Origin of the sequence: Brevibacterium aurantiacum, from assembly GCF_003932995.1 — a bacterium.
GTDB classification, from domain to species: domain Bacteria; phylum Actinomycetota; class Actinomycetes; order Actinomycetales; family Brevibacteriaceae; genus Brevibacterium; species Brevibacterium aurantiacum.
The window spans coordinates 1,577,894-1,597,364 of sequence record NZ_CP025333.1; the positions used below are offsets into that span (position 1 = coordinate 1,577,894).

Consider the following 19,471-nt stretch of genomic DNA (forward strand, 5'->3'; position numbering starts at 1 on the left):
CAGAGGGTGGGGTGTTGTCAGGGGTTGAGGAGTCCGATGTTGATGCGGACTCCGCGGGGGAAGGCGCCGAGCTCGCCATCGGCCCACTCCCATTTCGTCGTCGCGCTGAGGTCTTCGGCGAAGAGTGCGGTGTGCATGCGCTCGACGAGTGAACCGAGGCCGACCATCGCCTCGAGCAGGGGAGGCCCACCGGCCTGCGGGGTCGCGGGCGAGTCGGAGGGGGCCATGGTGATCCGTGACCCGGAGCCTTCGATGCGCATCCGCCAGGCGGCCTGCCCGGGGGTGCGTGATGACCCGGCTCGGACGACGCGGATGGCGCGGGAGACACGTTCGAGGATGTCGTCGCTGTTGTCCCCGGCCGCGGCACGTCCGGGCAGCTCTGTGACTCCGAGCCCGCGATGGATCGCTTCGACGTGGCCGTAGCGGAACCAGTCCTCGCCGAGGTCGCGGCTGAGCGCCTTCGCCCCGGCCCGACCATTGTCCAGGTAACCACCGGCGCCCCGGACGAGTGCCATCGGAAGGCCGCGCGATGATCCCTTGACGAGATCGGCTGCGGCGGCGATCTCGTCGGCGACTGCGCGGACGGTCACCGATTGCACACGACCGTCGCCGTCGGGCTTGCCGCGCTGGTCATCGAGTCCGGAGAAGCCGGAGAGACCGAGCGCGAAGTCGCCGACTCCGATCCTCCACGGCCGCGAGATGGTGTCGGAGATGACGACGCCGATGCGCACTGAGAACGCCTCTTCGACCCGCAGCCGCAGCTTCTGGGCCGAGGCGTCGCTGTCGACTGGGTGAAGGACAACGGCTCCGCCGGAGTTCGACTGGTCGAGGCCGGCCGCCGCCTGCACGGTGCCCGAATGGGTGCGCACGATCTGGACGGTGGATCCGGAGGCATAGGTGCGTTCGGCGACGAGGTGGTTCGACGACTCCTTGACGAGTTCCTCGAACTCCGCCCGGTCGTTGACGGAGAGCAGACGGCCGTCAGCTTTGGACACGACCTTCGAGGCGATGACGAGGATGTCACCGTCCTTGAGGTCGATCCGATTGCGACGCAGAGCGTTGACAAGGATGGCTGCCAGATCGGAACCGGGCGAAATGTCCTCCTCCACGGGAGGTGCATAGACGGTGAGGAGTCGGTCGTTCATCACCGCGTCCGCATCGTCGTCGGGCAGCCTCGGCGCCCGTTTTCTGGGTGCGATTGCTGGGATCGGGCGACGATCGCGAGTGATTCGACTCTCATGACTCCATAATCCCACCGACGGCGAATGATTTCTAAATTCTCCAGATTTGCTCAGGCGCGCACCACAGGTTGTGTCCATCCCAGATAGTGGTCGCTACATGTGGTGTTCTCGGCGCGTGTGTATGTGAAGGTGTGTTCGAATAACTCTCCGGCGGCCTCTTCAATACTCCACGAGGGCTTGACGGGGCGGTAATGACACGCGTGTAATTTATACTTAACAGGGGAACGCACTTAGCACGAATCCCCGGATTCGAGCATCCACCACGCTGATACCGTCAGCACGAGCTTCACCTCCGGAACCATCCGGGGAGCCGGTCGCACCCAGACCATTTCACTCCTCGAACGGTACCGGAACCGGAGCTCGCAGTGGTAGGTGAGCTGAGCGTGAGAAAGGGGAAAACCGTGCAAAGCGCACAGAGCAAAAGGCAGGAGAGGGAAGACTTCTCCACAGTCGTGCCCGGAGTCACTTCTCGAAGTGCCGAAGACTGGTTCGTCGAACCAGGAGCACGAACACCGGACACTCTGCCTGATCCATTGGCGATCGATCCGAACGATCTGACACCGCTTCCCACGGATAACTCCGCAGTATCACCGCTTTCACTGCTCTTCGGGGCAGCTGAGGACGGTGAGCTTTCCTGGCAGGACCAAGCGCTGTGCGCTCAGACCGACCCCGAGGCGTTCTTCCCCGAAAAGGGCGGATCGACTCGTGAGGCCAAACGTGTCTGCGCCTCGTGCGATGTCCGGTCAGACTGCCTCGAATACGCGCTGGCGAATGACGAGCGCTTCGGAATCTGGGGCGGTATGTCTGAACGTGAACGCCGCCGACTCAAGAAACAGGTCGTGTGAAACCTGCCGTTACAGTTGTCCTCGCCTCAGGCGATGACAGCAGCAGGGTCGAGCTCGAAACAGCTCTGAGCAAGTCCTACCCCGAGATCCCGATCGTGGATCTCGGGGGTCTTGCCGTCACAGAGGCCATGGCACTCCCCGAAGTCGCCGACAGCACCCATCTGTGGTTCCTCACCGCAGACTCACGCCCCGAGCCCGAATGTCTTGAAGAACTGCTCGAGGCCATCGGCGCGACAGAATCGATCGCCGCCGTCGGTCCCAAGATCATGCACTCAGATCACATCGTCTCCGCAGGCGTCACCACCACCTCGGCGGGAGCCAGGGTCAACCCCGTCGCAGACGGGGAGTACGACCAGGGCCAGCGCGACGGGCAGTCGGAGACTCTGGGTCTCGATCTGCCCGGCATGCTCATCGCCACCACGGAGCTGGAGAGGATCGGAGCACCCTCTAGGGTCCTCGGCGTTGCCTACCGTGGTCTTGAATACTCGCGTCGACTCCGCGACCTCGGCCGCAGAGTCGTCGTCGCCCCAAGCGCCAGACTCACGGTCTCCACCGCACTGGCCTCCCAACTCGGTTCCTCCCCGCTGCCACCTCTGTCGAAATCTCAGATCCGCACGGAACAGCGCTACCGACTCAGCCTCGCCAGCCCCGGCTTCCTCAGCATCTTCTGCCTCCTCGTCCTCACCCAGCTGAAGAACACTCTGGCGGGTCTGCTGTCGAACAACGTCCGCGCCGCCTCCTGGTATTTCTCTGCGCTGCTCGGACTCGGCGCCGACGCCGGCACGACCGCCCGGCTGAGGCGCTCGAACGCCCGCCGCAGTCGCCTCGCCAAACGCACCACCGACTCTCACGTGGCCCCGCTGTATGCGGACCCGGACGAACTCTCCGTCCAACGTCGGAGCATGAACTCCGCCGAGGAGGCCCGTCTGGCCCAGGCCGAATCCGCAGCCGATACCGGCCCCGGGCACGGCGATGAAACAGAACTCAATCCCGTGGGCGATACGGAAGAGGCCATCGACTCGTTCTCACGACTCGAGGTCACCGGCGGTGCCGGGCTCTTTCGCAGCCCTCTGACCTACCTCCTCATTGCGGCCGTGGCACTGAGCGGCTTCGTCTCCTTCCGACTCTTCGGCACCGGCCACCTCGTCGGCGGTGCCGTGGGCTCGACCGATGTCAGCCTCGGTGACCTCGTCAGGCGCCTGCTCAGCCCGAATCTCGACGTCTCCACCGGCGCCGCCGTGCCCAGCGACCCCTATCAGCTGGTCATCGCGGTCCTCAGCCTGCCGTTCCTGGGCCACGTCGACATCATGGTCCGCACCCTCATCCTCCTCGCCCCGATCCTGGCCGTCATCGCCGCCTACACCGCGGCGGGCACGATCGTGAAGAGGAAATGGGTGCGCGGATTCGCCGGGCTGCTGTGGATCGCCGCCCCGCTCTTCGTCACCGCGCTCTCAAACGGACGCCTCGGCGTCATCTTCGTGTGGATCGCGGCTCCGCTCTTCGTCATCGCCCTCCGCCGCAGCCTGCGCACCGGGTCCATCGCCGCTGCCGCAGGTGCCGGACTCCTGCTGTTCCTGATGGTCGCCGGCGTGCCGCTGATGCTGCCCCTGGCAATCATCCTCACCGTCGTCCTCCTGTGCACCGGTCGCGGCCTGCGCCACCTGTGGCTGCTGGCTCCGACCCTGTTCCTGGCCTGGCCCTGGGTGGTCGGCCTCGTCACCGAACCCGGCGCCCTCTTCGTCATGCCCGGACAGACCTTGGCCCCACCAGCCCCGCCGACCTACCTCCTCGCGGTTGGCTTCCCCTCAACTATTGACATGACGTGGCTGTCCGACCTGCTTGCCGCGGTCGGCATCAGCGGAGTCAGCCCGGGACTGCTCCAGCTGTGGGTACCGGTTCTGGTGCTGCCGATGCTCATCCTCGCGTTCCTCACGGTCATCGAAGCTCACCTCAAACTCTCCCGGCTGACATGGGCCGTGGGCCTCTACCTCACCGGTCTGCTGGTGGCCACCGGACAGATCCTCATCCCGGCCCAGACCGGGCCCTTCCATCTCATCGGCTCCTATCCTGCCGCCGGACTGACCCTGCTCAGCCTCGGCGCGATCATGCTGCTGACCCTCGGAGCCCAGGCCACGACGACGAAGTCGACGAACTCCCGCCGGCTGCCCATGCGCGGCCTGACCGGGTTGGTGGCCATCGCAGCCGTCGGACTCATCGTCGTCAGCGTCGGATCCGGCACCACCTCGGCGGGCACCACTTCGGGCGGCGCACTTACTACGCAGGAGCACGGCACTGTTCCGGCCTTGGCCGCTGACCGGGCCGCCGATGATGTTCAGGCGCGCACGCTGCGCCTCGACGTCGTCGACGGCGAGGTCCGGGCACGGCTGCTCTCATCTGCCGACGGGACGGTCATCGGCACCTCGACCATTCACTCCGCCGAGGCGGTCGGCGGCTGGCCGTGGGAGCGCAGGCCCCTGCCCATCAGCGAGGACGAGACCCTCATTGCGCAGGCCGCCGCAGCACTGTCGGCCGATGATGCCGGTGACGTTCGCGCAATCCTCGGCGAGCTGGGCGTGGACTTCGTCCTCGTCGACTCGGATGCGAAGAACCTCCGCAACTCGGTGGCAGCAGCCGACGGTGTGGTCGAGGTCGGTCCGACCGAGTCCGGCGGGCTGTGGCAGGTCGACACCCCCTACAACGGTCGCTTCCTCGTCCGCGAGCCCGACGGTACGTTGAGCACGGCACCGATGGACGGAACCACCGCCGAGGTGGCTGCAGGTGAGGACGGGCGCACCCTGATCGCCTCCGACGCCGCCGGCAACATCACCGCCAGCCTCGATGGCAAGGACCTGCCGGCCCCGGAGAAGCCCACGAACGACTGGGCCGCCGAATTCTCACTGCCCGCAGCCGGGGGAGACGTCGAGCTCAGCTACGGCTCCGAGTTCTATGCACCGGGAGTCATCCTCGGTTGGGTCCTCGGTCTGCTCACCATCATCGTCGCGATCCCCTTCGGATCGCAGCGGCAGAGCAGGGCCTGGTCGCGAACGACTCGTGCGAGATCTGAGAAGAAGGCTCGCACGACATCGCAGCGAGCGAAGACAGCACCGAAGTCGCGAGCACCCGAGCAGACAGTGGAGACGAAGCCATGAAACACCTGCGCAGCATCGTGACCTTCGCGGCGATCGCCGTGCCAGGCGTCCTCGTCGCCACCACATCGTTCCTGACGCCGCTGACCCCAGGCACCCTCGACCGCAGCCCCGAACAGGTGAGGATGCCCACCGCAGACACCCGCGTGATCTGCCCCGGCCCGCTGCTGACCGATGACGAAGCAGAAGGCACCGACGCGGAATTCGTCGATGACTCGAACGTGTCCACCCGAGTCGTCTCGGCCTCCGCGCCGATCAGCGCCGCCGACGGTTCCGTCTCGGCGGCACGTCTCCAGGTCGCGGATCTAGGAGGCTCGGCCAACTTCGACAACCCCAGCTCGGACGGCTTCATCTCCGGTGACGATCCGATCGATCAGACCAAACTCATCACCGGGTTCGCCCGCCCCGGAGCACCGGCGCTGACGACCGGCGTCGAAACAGTCGAAGGCACATCAGGTGACCTCACCGGACTGGCAACACTGACTTGCGGAGCAGCGGCCAGCAACTTCCGGATCCTGGCAGGCTCGGGTGCCGCAGGATCGAACTCCCAACTGCTTCTGAGCAACCCCGGTGACGTTCCCGTCCAGGCCGAGGTCGCACTCATGACACCCTCGGGACAGCGCGGGGAGCCGACAGAAGTCAGCATCAAGGCAGGGAAGCAGCGCGCCATCCGCCTGGGCGGTCTCGCCGGCGGAGCCGAGTCTCTGGCAGTCGACGTCAAGGTCGACGGCGGAGTCGTTTCCGGCTCCCTCCAGGAGACGGTGCTCGACGGTCTGACCCCCAAGGGCATCGACTTGGCCACAAGCGGGGCGGATGCTGATTCGCAGCAGGTCGTGACCGGACTCAACGGCAAGGATGCACGACTGCGTGTGGCCAACCCGGGCGATGACCTCGCGGAGGTCTCCCTCAAGGCCTACGGACCCGATGGTGAGATCGACATTCCCCGTTCATCCATGACCGTGGTTGCGCACGGAGTCGCCGAGGCAGACCTCGGCGATCTGGAGGCCACCAGCGTCGTCCTCGACTCGGACCAGAGCATTCAGGCCAGCGCATTCATCGGCCAGGACGGGGAGAAGGGCAGCGCGGACTTCGGAAGCGTCAACGCCACCGAGAGCCTCGCCGACTCCCAGATCATGGCCCTGCCGCGTACGGGCACCGGAAAGCTCTACCTCTCACCGGGCCAGGGGCAGGTGCAGGTCAGCGGCATGCTCGACGACGGTTCGCTCACGCAGCCCCAGTCGATCGACCTCAACCCCACCGGCACCACCGAATTCAGTCCCGCCGAGGTGTCCCCGGACGCAGTGCGGGCCATCGTCATCAGCGGTGAGAACGCCTCAGGATCCCAGTCGGACGGTGTCCACGCCAGCTATGTGGTCACCACCGACTCCGGGATCTCCTCGGTCCAGCCGGCACCGGCACCGGCCGGCGTGGCCTACCGCGACATCCGACTCGGCTGAGGCGGGGACAGCGAACTCGGCTAGGAGTTCCGGAGGATCTCGACCTGGTCGGCGACCACCTCGGCGATGAGGGAATCGCGCTGTCCGCTGCTGTGATATTCGATCACCCGACGGTAGAGGACGATGTGCGTGAGCCGGTGCGCGGTGGCGGGAAACACCCGCCCGAAGGCAGGTTCGGTCGAACTGGCCGGTGGGACGGCATCGATGGCCAGCACCACCTCGGCGAGCAGTGCCGGTTCTTGAGCCCGTTGGCGGGCGAACTCTTCGGCCGCGACACGGGCGAAGCTCTCGGATCGGCGCTGACGGGCGGGCACGTCGGCTAAGAACAGCGGGGACCGCAGTCCACGGCCGTGCCGATCACGGTGACGCCTGGTACTCATGAGTCAATATTGTACTGACCATACGGCCCTGGCTGTCGGGGACAGGCGGTGCTCGCGTGTAAAGTGGTGGACTGTGTCAGCCGTGAGATTGTGTTCAAAAGTCAGCTGTTCGCGCAGTGCCACAGCCACCATGACGTACGTGCACGCTGATGCCTGCGTCGTCATCGGTCCGCTGTCGCGTCGCTCCGAACCCGGTGCCCACGACCTGTGCGCCGATCATGCCGCCAAACTGACCCCACCGGTGGATTGGCAGCTCATCCGCATCGGGGGTGAGCAGGCTCCGCCCGAACGAACCCGTGACGATCTTCTGGCCATCGCCGACGCCGTCAGGGAAGCAGCAGGCCGCCCCGGGAACGGCGCTCGCACAGGCGGGGGTGCAACTGCCTCGTCATCTGACTCTTCATCTACCTCGTCGACGGGCTCGCCTGCGGGCTCCGAGAGCCGAAACGACGGCTCCGTGCAGGGCCGCAAACACGGTCACCTGCGCATCATCGGCGACTCATGACCACACACCACGCCACGTCCGATCCCAGCCGCACACCCGGTCCCGACCTCGTCGCGGCCCGCACGAGGGCGCTCGAGGCCGCGGTCGGTGCCTATGACATCCGGGGGCGCATCCCGGACCAGTTAGAGACGGATGTGCTCTTCGCCCTCGGCTGGGCCACGGCCACCGCGATGGCTGAACTCCATGACACCGCCGAGGTGGTCGTCGGCCACGATATGCGCCCCAGCTCACCCGGCTTCGCCCACGCATTCGCCGCCGGCATCGAGTCCGCCGGCTTCCGGGCCGTCTTGCTGGGACTGTGCTCGACCGATCAGCTGTACTTCGCCTCAGGCATCTTCGATCTGCCGGGTGCGATGATCACCGCCAGCCACAACCCGGCCGACTACAACGGGATCAAGATCTGCGGTCCACGTGCCGCCGGAGTCAGCCTTGCCTCCGGCTTGGGACGAATCAAGGACCTGGCGCCGCAGGCACCCACATTCAACGACGCTCCTGAAGTCGCGGACGACGAGTCCGCCGCGGCGGACATGCGCGGCCGCTATGTCGAACGCATCCGCACCCTGACCCACGTCGACGAGGTCAGCGGACTGAGCGTCATCGTCGACTGCGGCAACGGCATGGCGGGCCAACTCCTCGGCGAGGTCTTCGGCACCGACGCCGGCTATGCTCAGGTGCCCTTCGAGGCCATCGGCCTGTTCACCGAACTCGACGGCACCTTTCCCAACCACGAGGCCAACCCGCTGAAGCCGGAGAACCTCCTCGATGTCTCCCGCGCAGTCGTCGACCAGGGTGCGGATCTGGGATTGGCCTTCGACGGCGATGCCGACCGCTGCTTCTTCATCGACGAAACCGGAGCGACCATGTCTCCTTCGGCAGTCGGGGCGCTCGTCGCCGAACGCGAGATCGCTCGTGCCAAGACAGCAGGCGTGGCTGAACCAGTCGTCATCCACAACCTCATCACCTCCCGCAGCGTGCCGGCCACGATCGCCGCCGCGGGTGGGCGAGCAGTGCGTTCGAAGGTCGGCCACTCCGGCATCAAAACCCTCATGCGCTCCGAAGAGGCGGTCTTCGCCTGCGAACATTCCGCGCACTTCTACTTCCAGGAGTTCTACGGCGCCGACTCCGGCATGCTCGCCGCCTGCCACCTGATCGCCGCCCTGGCGAATACCGGGGCACCTGCCTCACGGCTCGTCGCCGACTACGATCTCTACGTCCAATCGGGCGAGATCAACTTCACGGTGGCAGACCCCGATGCAGTTCTCGCCGCCTTCGCCGCCGAATCCGAAGACTTCCCAGCCAGCACCATCGATGACCTCGACGGCATCGGTCTGCAAGGCGAAGACTGGTGGGTCAACCTGCGCAAGTCCAACACGGAGCCACTGGTGCGACTCAACGTCGAAGCCAGCGATCCGGATCGTCTGCGCGAACTGACTGCACAGGCCAGTGAATTCGTCGAGACCCGCAGGCAATAGACTCAAACGCAGACGACAACAGTTTCCGTTCCCGATGGAGGTACCGTGCTCGATTCCACCGACTACAAGGTTGCCGATCTGAGTCTGGCCGAGGCCGGCCGGCACCAGATCCGACTGGCCGAACGCGAGATGCCGGGACTCATGGCTCTGCGCGAAGAATTCGGCCAGAGCAAGCCGCTGACCGGGGCCCGCATCGCCGGAAGCCTGCACATGACAGTGCAGACAGCTGTGCTCATCGAAACCCTCGTCGCCCTCGGGGCGCAGGTGCGCTGGGCCAGCTGCAACATCTTCTCCACCCAGGATGAGGCCGCCGCTGCCGTCGTCGTCGGCACCGGAAGCGTCGGCGCCCCCGCCGGTGTGCCGGTCTTCGCCTGGAAGGGCGAGACTCTGGAAGAGTACTGGTGGGCCGCGGACAAGATCTTCGACTTCGCCGAGGGCGCCAACCTCATCCTCGACGACGGCGGCGACGCCACCATGTACGTCCTCAAGGGTGCTCAGGCCGAGATCGATGGGGGAGTCCCAGCCGCTGGCGAGGACGACCCGGAGGAGTTCAAGGTCCTCCTGGCACAGGTGCAGAAGTCACTCGAGGCCTCGCCCGGTCGTTTCGGACGCATTGCCGCCGGCATCAAGGGCGTCAGCGAAGAGACCACCACGGGCGTCAATCGTCTCTACCGTCTGGCCGAGGAAGGAAACCTCCCGTTCCCGGCCATCAACGTCAACGACTCGGTGACGAAGTCGAAGTTCGACAACCGCTACGGCATCCGCCACTCCCTGCCCGACGGCCTCAACCGCGCCACCGATGTCCTCATCGGCGGCAAGATCGCCGTCGTCGTCGGCTACGGTGACGTCGGCAAGGGAGCCGCCGAGGCGCTGCGCGGTCAGGGTGCCAGGGTCATCGTCACCGAGATCGACCCGATCTGCGCCCTGCAGGCAACAATGGACGGCTACCAGGTCGAGAATCTCCCCACAGTGGCACCGACGGCGGACATCATCATCACGACCACCGGCAACACGCGTGTCGTCGGGGTCGAGGTGCTGACCAGTCTCAAGCCCGGAGCGATCGTGGGCAACGTGGGCCACTTCGACGATGAGATCGATCTGGCCGGACTGGCCAAGATCTCCGGAGTGACAAAGGTTGAGATCAAACCCCAGGTCCACGAATGGCGCGTTCCGGTACCGGCTGAGCTCGGACTGGATCGTGACCAGACGGACTTCCTCGTCCTCTCCGAAGGTCGCCTGCTCAACCTGGGCAACGCGACCGGTCACCCCTCGTTCGTCATGAGCGCATCATTTGCCAACCAGGTGCTCGCGCAGATCGAACTCTGGGTCCGTGCCGATGATTACGACAACGATGTGCATCGCCTGGCGAAGGAACTCGATGAGAAGGTCGCCCGTCTCCACCTGCCGGCGCTCGGAGCCAAGCTGTCCGGGCTGTCGAAGGAACAGGCCGAATACATCGGTGTCGACGTCGCCGGACCTTACAAGCCTGAGCACTACCGGTACTGAGGTTCCCTGACGTTCTCAGGCCCGGCTCCCATCGACTGGGGTCGGGCCTGAACTGTCTGTGGTTCTGCTTGTGTGGGGTGTATTCGAGCTGAGCGTGTAGGTGGGTGTGCGGCCCTCAGCGGCTCTGGAGGCTCAGTCCGTGGGGGAGAGTGTTGACGCCGGCGCGGAAGGCTTGAGACTGTTCTGCGCGGCGCTGCTGTTTTGCGAACTCGGCGGACCGTTGCCGGTGGATGACCGCTGACAGGAACTGTTCGGGCATCGTCCCCTCTGGTGGCGCGGGTGCAACATAGGGATTGAGCTCGGTGGCAAGTTCCTTCGCCCGCTCCCAGCGCGAATCGCGCCCCAGATTCTCCGCCATCGACAGGAACTGTACGATTCTCCGGTGCAGTCCGGCCGGAAGTGTGGCTATGTCGGTCTCGGCCAGCCAATTGTGCAGGTGCGGGGAGACGTGCGTGCGGATCGGCTGGGGTGGGGAGGTGCGTTCACTCACGGCCATCGTCCCGGCCATGTAGTCGCCGAGGCGTTTGGACTGTGGGGAGATCAAACCGGAGAGAGCAGCCACACCGCCGCCGGTCGACAGGATCTCGAAGGGCCAGAGGATGGCCCGAATGAACGAATGCCTGGCTCGTACGGCGCCGCCGTCATCGCGGACGACTCGCAGGCCGAGGATGAGCTTGCCGAGTGAGCGTCCGTGGGTGAGGACTTCGACGATCATCGGCAGGAGAACGAACACCGAAATGCTCATGATGGTCATGACCGATGTCAGCAGCAGCTCGTTGACCTCAAGAATCTGCAGCAGGAACCAGAACATGGCGATGATGAGCCCGATGTTGACGATCGAGTAGACGATGAAGTCGATGAGGCAGCTCAGCGCACGTGCCGCCAGGGCAGCAGGCTGAATGCTCAATTCGACGGCTTCTCCCGTCACCAAAGTACTCACAAATCCATCCTGTCATAATTCCCATCCCCACTTCACGGCGGATCGCCTGCCACCCACATTCGGAGCGGCGGGACTCTCAGATAGGGTTGAAGCATGGACCCGAATCTGCTGGCCGAACTGCACGGCGACAAGTGGCGAGAACTGTCCATGCTGGCCAAGCAGAACACGTTGAATCCGGCGCAGACACACAGGTTCCTCGACCTCTACCGCGATGCGTCGAAGGATCTCTCACGGATCATGACGGTCGCACCCGACTCGGTGGAAGCCGCACGTCTGTCGGCGATAGTCCATCGCTCGCGCAACCATCTATCCGCGGTCCCATCCGGTGGTCTGAGCGGTCTCTCCCGCTTCTTCGTCATCAGCCTGCCGCTGTCGATCTATCGGCTCCGCTGGGACTTCCTCATCGCCGCAGTGTTCTTCCTGGCGGTCGCGAGCCTCGCTGGGATCTGGGCGGGAATGCATCCGGAGGTCCTCGAGACCTTCGGAGATCACGCCTTCCGCAAACAGTTCGCCGAACATGATTTCGTCGAGTACTACAAGGAGAACCCGAACGGATTCTTCGCCGTAGGTGTGTGGACGAACAACGCGTGGATCGCAGTGCAGTTCGTGCTCCTGGGCATCACCGGAGTCTTCGTCGTCTCAGGACTGTTCTCCAACGCCGTCAACGTCGGCTTCTCCGGTGCGATGATGTTCGAGTTCGACCGCGGTTCGGACTTCTTCCTCTACATCCTCCCGCACGGCATCCCCGAGATCAGCTGCATCATCCTCGCTGCAGCCGCGGGGCTGAGGCTGTTCTTCGCCTGGGTGGTGCCGGGCCCACAGCTGCGGCGGAACAAACTCGCCTCGGAGGCCAGATCACTGCTGACAGTCGCCGGGGGACTGGTCATCATGCTGTTCATCTCGGGTCTCATCGAAGGCTTCGTCACCCCGAATCCGATTCCGCCGGCGCTCAAAATCGCCATCGGCGTCGCCTATACGGCCGCAGTCATCGCCTATGCCTGGTACTTCGGCAAACGTGCCGCCAAAGCCGGCCTCAGCGCAGACCTCGATGAGCATCAAGCCGGCTACTCAATCCTCGCCACCGACAGGTAGGGTCGCGTCGAACCACAGTCACACAAGGCGCCTAGCCTCGGGCGAAAAGCAGACCACGAATAGGTAGCGCGCATGCTGAAGGCCAAGTCCGGCGGATCTACATGAGGTTCCTACGAACTCATCCGGGCTTCAGCATGCTGTGGGCCATCAACTTCACCTCCTCTATGGTGGGTTGGTCAATGGGGATTGCCCTCAGCGTTCACATCTACCAGCTGACCGGGTCAGCCTTGTGGACCGCCATCTTGGCAGCCACACCGACGGTCTCGGCAATAGTGTTTGGCCATCTGGCTGGCACGGTGGCTGATCGCTGGAACCCCCCTGCGAGTAGTCCAACTGACCTTGCTGGCACGCGTCGTCGTCCTATTGGGACTCTTCGTGGTTGCTGAATCACCTGGTTGGTTGGCGATTTTGGTCTTTGTGCAAGCCGCCGTCCAGCAGATCTATCGGCCAGCGGAGCAGGTATTGATAGCTGACTTTGTCTCGGCTGAGGACCTGCCCGAGGCAAACGGGCTCAATTCGTTCGCGTCGAACGCGACCCGGCTCGTTGCTCCGGCGTTGGGTGGCTTCGTCATCGCCGTCGTAGGGTTCGGCTGGACCGCGCTTGGGATGACCGCATTTATGGCTTGCTCGGCAATACTGAGTCTCACGCTGGGCCGCTGGTTCCAACAGTCGCCACCGAGCGAAGATGCGGAAATGCCAGACGGTTCCAAATCAGTCGGAACATATCTGAAGCTCTTACGCCGGAGCCCCCGGGCACGCGGGTTAGTCCTTCTCCAAGTGCTCGACGCCGTCAAAGAGGGCCCTCTGTCTGCGTTGTTCCCCGTTCTGATGCTGGGAGTAGTCGGTGCGACGTCCACTGAGATGGGACTGGCCAACAGCGCCTTCGCAGTGTCAGCAGTGGTGGCCGGCCCGCTGATCGGTGTGGTGATCAAACGCCTTGGTTATCAGCTGACGGTTGTGGGCGGAGCCGCCGTGGCGTACAGCCTGATCGTTGTTCTTGTGATCTGGCCTTCCTTCCCCATGGCGGTCATCGCATTCTTTCTGTCAGGGTTGCCTTTCACCGTGTCGTGGGTGGGAAGTCAGACGTGGCTGCTGCTGACTGCACCGCGATCGATGAGGGGCCGCGTTGTCGGTACGAATGGAGCTGTCTATTCGTGCTTCACCCTGATTACTATGCTGGGCAGCGGAGTCCTGGCCGACATGATCGGTGTCCGATGGGTGATAGGAGTTGCCGCAGGCGTGGCACTCATTGGTCTCGTTCCCGTCCACCTTCTATTGCGATCCGTGCCGAAACCAACCGACGCGTCTGCCGAATCAGAAGGGCAGAAATGATCATCGCTCCACCAGACTAAACCTCATCTGTGCCACCGCATTCGAGCGGGGCAGTGATCGTTTCTTCACCAATTGAAACGGTGAGGGGCGGACTGAGTATCCAAAGTGATAAGCGCGCACCCGAAACTGGCTTGGGGCTGCGGTCTAGAGCTTCCCGGTGGCCTTGAGATTGATGTAGAGATCGGCCAATGCGCCAGGCAGATCGTCGGGGCCCGCCTCGACGGACTGGACACCGGCACCGCGCAGACGAGTCTGCAGTGACTTCGACGTCAGCAGCTCCGATTCTGCGGCTGCGGCGGTGAAGATCTCGTCGGTTCCGTCACGTCTGGCAGCCAGTTCACGCAGTCCGGGATCCTCGACAGAGGCCAGGACCACACGGTGGCGGGCCAGGAGCGTCGGCAGGACCGGCAGGATCTCATCGGAGACGCTGCCCTCGTCCAACGCTGTGACGAGGACGACGAGGGCATGCTGGCGCGACGTGGCCAGAACGGTCGAAGAGATCTGCTCCCAGTCGGCATCGTAGAGTTCCGGATGCACCGTGGTCAGTGCCACCGACAGGTCATGGACAGGGTCCTTCGACCGATGACTCGAAGCGATGGCACGAATGCGAGCATCGGCGACGACGACATCGACGCGGTCACCTGCGCCCGAAGCCAGAGCCGTCAGCAGCAGAGCAGACTCCAACGCCGCATCGAAGACCGTGCCGTCTCCACACCGGCGTGCTGCCAGCCGGGACGAATCGACGACGATGACGACCCGGCGGTCACGTTCTGGCCGCCAGGTCTTGACGACCAGGTCCTGGGCCCGGGCACTGGCCCGCCAATCGATCGAGCGCACATCATCACCGTCGACGTAATCGCGCAGCGAATCGAACTCCGTGCCCATGCCGCGGATCATCACCGCCGAGCGACCGTCGAGCTCACGCAGCTTCTGGGTCTTCGACGGCAGTTCACGTCGAGAGATGAACGGCGGCAGGACGCGCACGATCGCAGGAACGTCGAAGCTCTTCTGGCGGGCGATCAGGCCCACGACGCTGCGACTGCGGATGGTGACTTTGTCACCGTGCAGGGCACCACGACGCACCGGCAGGAGCTGAGTGACCACCTGCGTGTTCTCCTCCGGCGCAAGGTCGAGCCGCGAACGGGTGCTCTTCGCCCCGGCACTGGGCGACCAAGCATCCCGGACGGCTAGGCGAAGTCGTCTGGGGGAGTCGTTGACCACTGTGAGAGTGGAATGGGTGGGGTCTCCCAACCGGACCATCGGTCCCGGTGTGCGCTGAAGGGAGGCCAACCTCGGCGGCGGTGTGAGGAAGAAGTCGACGAGCGCGAGGAGGACGATGATGCCGGCGACGATCAGCGCGCTGGTGAACCCCGGCATGAGCATGACGGGGATGATCCCAAGCAGGGTCAGCAGGAGCAGACGTGTGGTCATTCAGCGCGGGACTTCGGTGGTTGCGATGATCGAGTTGAGGACCTGATCGACGTTGAGCCCGTCCATCTGAGCCTCCGGACGCAGGATCACACGGTGGCCCAGAGTCATATGAGCGAGGGCCTTGACGTCGTCGGGTGTCACGTAGCCGCGACCTGACAACCAGGCATAGGCGCGTGCGGCACCGAGCATTCGGGTGGCGCCACGAGGGGAGACGCCCAAGGCCAGGGACGGTGCCTGCCTCGTGGCTCTGGCGAGGTCGACGATGTAGGTGATGACCTGTGGGGCGATGTAGATCTCGGCGATGCGCTCGCGCGCCTGCGCGATCATGGCCGCGTCGACGACCGGGGTCAGTCCCGCCTCGGCGAGGTGGGAGGCATCGAAGCCGTGGGCGTGACGGTTGAGGATCTCGAATTCCAGATCGCGTTCGGGCAGTCCGAGCACGAGTTTGAACAGGAAGCGGTCGAGCTGAGCCTCGGGCAGGGGGTAGGTGCCCTCATACTCCAGCGGGTTCTGGGTGGCAGCGACCATGAACGGTTCGGGCAGGGCACGGGACCCGCCGCCGACGGAGACCTGGTGTTCCTCCATGGCCTCGAGCAGAGCCGACTGGGTCTTGGGCGGGGTGCGGTTGATCTCATCGGCGATGAGGATGTTGGTGAACACGGGTCCGGCTCGGAACTCGAAGTTCGACACGGATGCGTCATAGACCAGCGAGCCGGTGACATCGCTGGGCATGAGGTCCGGCGTGAACTGGATGCGTGTGTTGTCGAGGCTGACCGAGGTGGCGAAGCTGCGCACCAAGAGGGTCTTGGCGACGCCGGGCACACCTTCGAGCAGGACGTGGCCCTGGCACAGGAGGGCGATGAGCATGCCGGTGACTGCTTCGTCCTGGCCGACGACGGCCTTGGCGATCTGCGTGCGCACATCGACGAATGCCTCGCGCAGCGGGTCGCGTTCCTGGGCCGGCTGCTGTGGGGCCTGCATCGGCTGAGCCTGCTGGGGCTGCGCCGGCTGCTGCGGCTGTTCCTGTGACGGGGCCTGTTGCGGCTGCGCCGGTTGCTGGGGCTGGGCGGAGTTCTCTCCCGGAGTCTGTGTCATGAGACCTCGCTTTCGATGAGGGTGAGCAGATGGACGATGTTCGCCAGATCTGAGTCGGTGTGGGGCACCGCGGAGGCGAAGACCGACTCGATTTGGGCCGGATCGCGGCCCGTGGAATTCGAGATGCCGACGATGATGTCAGTCAGACCCGCCTCGGTTCCCAGCGCCAACCGCTTCGCAATGCGCAGCAGGGCACCCGTGCGCAGGGTGTGCAGGGCTCCGGTCCGGTCATGGCTGCGTGCCGCCAAGGCCGCTCGACCGTGCACCGTCTCCACTGCGGGAACGATCACCGGCAGTCGTTCGACGGCCAGGGGACCGAACCTGCGGCCGATGATGAGGAGGAGGACGATGATGCACGGAACCAGCCATACGGCTCCGGCGATGAACCAGCTGGGCACATAGTCCAGCGTCGATGGTGCCGATTCGGAGTCAGCGGACTCGGTGGGATAGTAGACGACCAGATGGTCGGTCTGTGAGAGTTCGGAGAGTACCAGCGAGGCATGGCCCTCTTCGTCGATGCCGGCGTTGGTCGCCCAGGTGGAATTGCCGAGGACGGTGACGGGAAAGTCGCCCTTTCCTCCGCCGCCCTGGTCGACGATGAGCTGTCCGTGAGCCGATCCTGGAGTCACTGCGCCGCCGTCGATCTGCGAGACACCGGGTCCGGCGAATGGGTAGCAGGCGTGAAGACCCTCGGTGCCCTTCCTGGCTTCGGCATACTCGTAGTCACCGGTCTCTACCGGGCCTGCAGCCTCGGCTGAGGGCACAGCACAATCTGGCTGTGAGATCTTATCCGGAGACGCCAGCGGACTGAGGCTGTCATTGACCGTGATGCGGTCGGTGAATTCCTGGACGGCATAGCCGGGGTCGATGAGCACGAGACGGTTGTCCTCGGCTGCCAGTTCGGACCGGAAGCCATCGATGTCGCCCTGGGAGAGCGTCTCGGCCTGCGTGGGAATCAGCAGTGACGTGTCGGGTTGTCCGGCGGCTTTATGGGCTGTGTCGAAATCCTCGGTGGTGGTGACGTCGACCCCCTGGTCGCGCAGGGTCTCGACCATGGCCTTCGTGCCGTCGCGTGAAGTGGAGTCGTAGTGCAGCGGGGCATCGGTGCCCCGGTCGGATGTCATCAGCATCGTCGCGATCACAGTGATGAGGATGGCGACGGCCGCGACGATCCATACCCCAGCCGATCTCAGGCGAGCCGTCACCGGCACGGCCGCACTGGAACGGGTTCCCCTGGTTGCGACGTCGATGAAGGCGCTCATGATGCCACCGCCGATCGCTGCCGAGGGTTCAAGGCGCTGAGCCTGCCATCGAGTGCCTGGAATTCGCCATAGGTTGTCTGCAGCGAATCGTTCGAAGTTCGGTCGCGTTCCTCACCGAAGAGGAGGTCGTTGAAGACGTTCGCCACGCGAGCCAGCTCTCGCCTGTGCTCGGGCAGGTGCTCTCCGGCGGTGCGGCTGAGTTCGCTGGCCGTCGACGCCGAATCGAGAGTCACGATCTGCTTCTGCGAGAGTACGGCGAAGATGGCACGGGCGGAATCGATGACCGCGGTCCTCATATCCCCACGTTCGGCAGCGGCCCGGGCGCTGTCCCTCCACGGACCGGGCTGCGGTGACGCAACAACGGGGTCGAATGCCGACAGCGGAAGGCTGGTCTTCTTCAGCCCGACGCGCCTGACTCGCCAGATGATCAGCGCGATGATGGCCGCGAGGGCTGCGACGACGATGAGCAGCAGCCATGGTGAGTTGCCGTCCAAGGCGGTGGAGACGAGTGAGTCCCAGATGCTGCTGAGCCATTGTCCGAGCTGTTCCAAGGGTGTGAGATCGGTGTTCGAGTATTCGTCTTTGGATAGTTCGTCTTCGACCAATTCGCGGCCGGTTTCACGATCGATGGGGGAGCTGCTGAGGATGCTCATGCACTGCCCTCCTCGCGGCGGATGAGAACCAGGTCGAAGCCTTCGGAGCGCATGCGCTGGTCGAAGTAGCAGACGCAGACGAGGCAGGAGAAGTAGGCGAAGAGGATCGCCGAGGATACGGTCGTCAAGATCAGGAGAGCGGCTCCGGCGACGACGGTGATGACCGTGATCGACGTCGAGGATGCGGCAGCGGTCCCGATGGCAAGCGTCGCGATGACGGTGAGGACCGAGACGAGCGGGGTGATGATGAGCTGGACCAATTGGTTGGACAGGAAGTAGCCGAGCCCCAGCTGGCCGAGGGTGCGCCAGAATCCTCGCCCGGTCAGCGTCCACGAACGGCGCAGTCCCGCACGTACGCCCAGGCCCTCGACGGCGATGGCCGAGCCGGTGAAGGCGAACCGCAGGTTGAGCCAGATCAGGGCGCACACCCACAGCCCCAGAGCGACGAGAGCGGTGACGATTGCAACAACCGGATTGTCGGCCAGGGCGAACAGAACTGAGGGAAGACTGAGCAGAAGCAGCAGGCCGAGGTTGACGGCACCCAGGAGCAGTGCGGCGAGAATGAGCGTCCACCGGCGCCCGTGCAGAGACCTCCACGACTGCGTCAAGGTGGTCTTGCGTGCCCCGAACGAGGCCTCGGCACCGCTGGCGGCCAGCCCGGCGAGGAAATGGGCCACGCCGAGGCTGAGCAGGCTGATCGCGAACGATCCCATCTGCGCGAGCAGGAAGAACCCGGACATCGCATCGTCGTTGCTGACGATGTCGTTGAGGAAGGGCAGGAACTGCAGGACGACGAAGGTTCCCAGCGCGGTCAGAATCAGAGTCCAGAGCGTGAATACGATGAGAGCGGCACCGATGGTGAGGCCGGGAATGAACCTCAGCAACCGGAAACCGGAATCGAGCACCTCGAAGAAGGTCAGCGGTCGTTTGGCCAGGATTCCACGCGGGGAAGGCGGGTGCCATTCGTGATGCGTCGGGCCCTGATCTCGTCGTTGCCACTGACCGGTCTGCCAGTCGACCTCTGAGGTCCACGCATTCGATCGTCCCATCACCGAACAATCCTGCCATGTTTCGCGGCCCGACGCCGAGTCGAATCGCCCCCGAAGCTGTGTTC

At 64.6% G+C, this 19,471-nt stretch carries 16 protein-coding genes; 8 read left to right on the forward strand and 8 right to left on the reverse strand.

Going from position 1 to position 19,471, the window contains the following annotated elements; all coding sequences use genetic code 11:
• Positions 1-17: 17 nt before the first annotated feature.
• Positions 18-1,145 carry a coenzyme F420-0:L-glutamate ligase gene (locus CXR25_RS07255; protein WP_096146729.1) on the reverse strand — a complete coding sequence of 376 codons (1,128 nt, stop codon included), beginning with the start codon at positions 1,143-1,145 and terminating at the stop codon, positions 18-20.
• A 479-nt stretch (positions 1,146-1,624) separates the two neighbouring features.
• Between CXR25_RS07255 and CXR25_RS19135 the strand changes: the two genes are divergently transcribed.
• From CXR25_RS19135 to CXR25_RS07270, 3 genes are read left to right on the forward strand one after another with little or no spacing between them, the layout of a single operon-like run.
• A complete protein-coding gene (locus CXR25_RS19135) occupies positions 1,625-2,086 on the forward strand; it encodes a WhiB family transcriptional regulator (RefSeq protein ID WP_271709906.1) in 462 nt (153 codons plus the stop codon).
• Positions 2,083-5,235, forward strand: coding sequence for a glycosyltransferase (locus tag CXR25_RS07265; RefSeq protein WP_114384669.1), 3,153 nt, complete (start codon positions 2,083-2,085; stop codon positions 5,233-5,235). The genes CXR25_RS19135 and CXR25_RS07265 overlap by 4 nt, the downstream gene beginning before the upstream one ends.
• A complete protein-coding gene (locus CXR25_RS07270) occupies positions 5,232-6,689 on the forward strand; it encodes a DUF5719 family protein (RefSeq protein WP_114384670.1) in 1,458 nt (485 codons plus the stop codon). Before CXR25_RS07265 ends, CXR25_RS07270 begins: the two co-directional genes overlap by 4 nt.
• A gap of 20 nt (positions 6,690-6,709) precedes the next feature.
• Here CXR25_RS07270 and CXR25_RS07275 read toward each other — a convergent pair whose 3' ends face one another.
• Entirely contained in the window at positions 6,710-7,069 is a 360-nt protein-coding gene (locus CXR25_RS07275; protein ID WP_009884529.1) for a metallopeptidase family protein, read from the reverse strand.
• Between CXR25_RS07275 and CXR25_RS07280 the strand changes: the two genes are divergently transcribed.
• Genes CXR25_RS07280 through ahcY form a run of 3 tightly spaced genes read left to right on the forward strand, consistent with a single transcriptional unit; the run spans position 7,068 to position 10,552 of the window.
• Positions 7,068-7,574: a DUF3499 domain-containing protein gene (locus CXR25_RS07280; RefSeq protein ID WP_081448629.1), complete on the forward strand. Its 507-nt coding sequence runs from the start codon at positions 7,068-7,070 to the stop codon at positions 7,572-7,574. The genes CXR25_RS07275 and CXR25_RS07280 overlap by 2 nt on opposite strands.
• Positions 7,571-9,046 carry a phosphohexomutase domain-containing protein gene (locus CXR25_RS07285; protein WP_096160908.1) on the forward strand — a complete coding sequence of 492 codons (1,476 nt, stop codon included), beginning with the start codon at positions 7,571-7,573 and terminating at the stop codon, positions 9,044-9,046. The genes CXR25_RS07280 and CXR25_RS07285 overlap by 4 nt, the downstream gene beginning before the upstream one ends.
• A 45-nt stretch (positions 9,047-9,091) precedes the next feature.
• Complete coding sequence (gene ahcY / locus CXR25_RS07290) at positions 9,092-10,552, forward strand: adenosylhomocysteinase (RefSeq protein WP_101598103.1); 1,461 nt, start codon at positions 9,092-9,094, stop codon at positions 10,550-10,552.
• A 115-nt stretch (positions 10,553-10,667) separates the two neighbouring features.
• Here the strand turns inward: ahcY and CXR25_RS07295 are convergent, their stop codons facing one another.
• On the reverse strand, positions 10,668-11,492 hold the full coding sequence (locus CXR25_RS07295) for an RDD family protein (RefSeq protein WP_029417523.1): 825 nt from the start codon (positions 11,490-11,492) through the stop codon (positions 10,668-10,670).
• A 93-nt stretch (positions 11,493-11,585) separates the two neighbouring features.
• Between CXR25_RS07295 and CXR25_RS07300 the strand changes: the two genes are divergently transcribed.
• Together CXR25_RS07300 and CXR25_RS07305 are read left to right on the forward strand one after the other, a co-directional pair.
• The gene (locus tag CXR25_RS07300; protein ID WP_069599895.1) at positions 11,586-12,584 is read left to right on the forward strand and encodes a stage II sporulation protein M; all 999 of its coding nucleotides are present in this window, start codon (positions 11,586-11,588) and stop codon (positions 12,582-12,584) included.
• A 276-nt stretch (positions 12,585-12,860) separates the two neighbouring features.
• Positions 12,861-13,916: an MFS transporter gene (locus CXR25_RS07305; RefSeq protein ID WP_009884708.1), complete on the forward strand. Its 1,056-nt coding sequence runs from the start codon at positions 12,861-12,863 to the stop codon at positions 13,914-13,916.
• Between the two features lie 144 nt (positions 13,917-14,060).
• Here the strand turns inward: CXR25_RS07305 and CXR25_RS07310 are convergent, their stop codons facing one another.
• The 5 genes from CXR25_RS07310 to CXR25_RS07330 are packed head-to-tail and all read right to left on the reverse strand — an operon-like array spanning position 14,061 to position 19,406.
• The gene (locus CXR25_RS07310) at positions 14,061-15,347 is read right to left on the reverse strand and encodes a DUF58 domain-containing protein (RefSeq protein ID WP_009884707.1); all 1,287 of its coding nucleotides are present in this window, start codon (positions 15,345-15,347) and stop codon (positions 14,061-14,063) included.
• The gene (locus CXR25_RS07315; RefSeq protein WP_009884706.1) at positions 15,348-16,442 is read right to left on the reverse strand and encodes an AAA family ATPase; all 1,095 of its coding nucleotides are present in this window, start codon (positions 16,440-16,442) and stop codon (positions 15,348-15,350) included.
• A complete protein-coding gene (locus CXR25_RS07320; RefSeq protein WP_125240476.1) occupies positions 16,439-17,704 on the reverse strand; it encodes a DUF4350 domain-containing protein in 1,266 nt (421 codons plus the stop codon). Before CXR25_RS07320 ends, CXR25_RS07315 begins: the two co-directional genes overlap by 4 nt.
• Positions 17,701-18,357 (reverse strand): hypothetical protein, encoded by a 657-nt coding sequence (locus CXR25_RS07325; protein WP_009884704.1) that lies wholly within the window; start codon positions 18,355-18,357, stop codon positions 17,701-17,703. Before CXR25_RS07325 ends, CXR25_RS07320 begins: the two co-directional genes overlap by 4 nt.
• Positions 18,354-19,406 (reverse strand): DUF7847 domain-containing protein, encoded by a 1,053-nt coding sequence (locus CXR25_RS07330; protein WP_009884703.1) that lies wholly within the window; start codon positions 19,404-19,406, stop codon positions 18,354-18,356. Before CXR25_RS07330 ends, CXR25_RS07325 begins: the two co-directional genes overlap by 4 nt.
• Positions 19,407-19,471 lie beyond the last annotated feature (65 nt).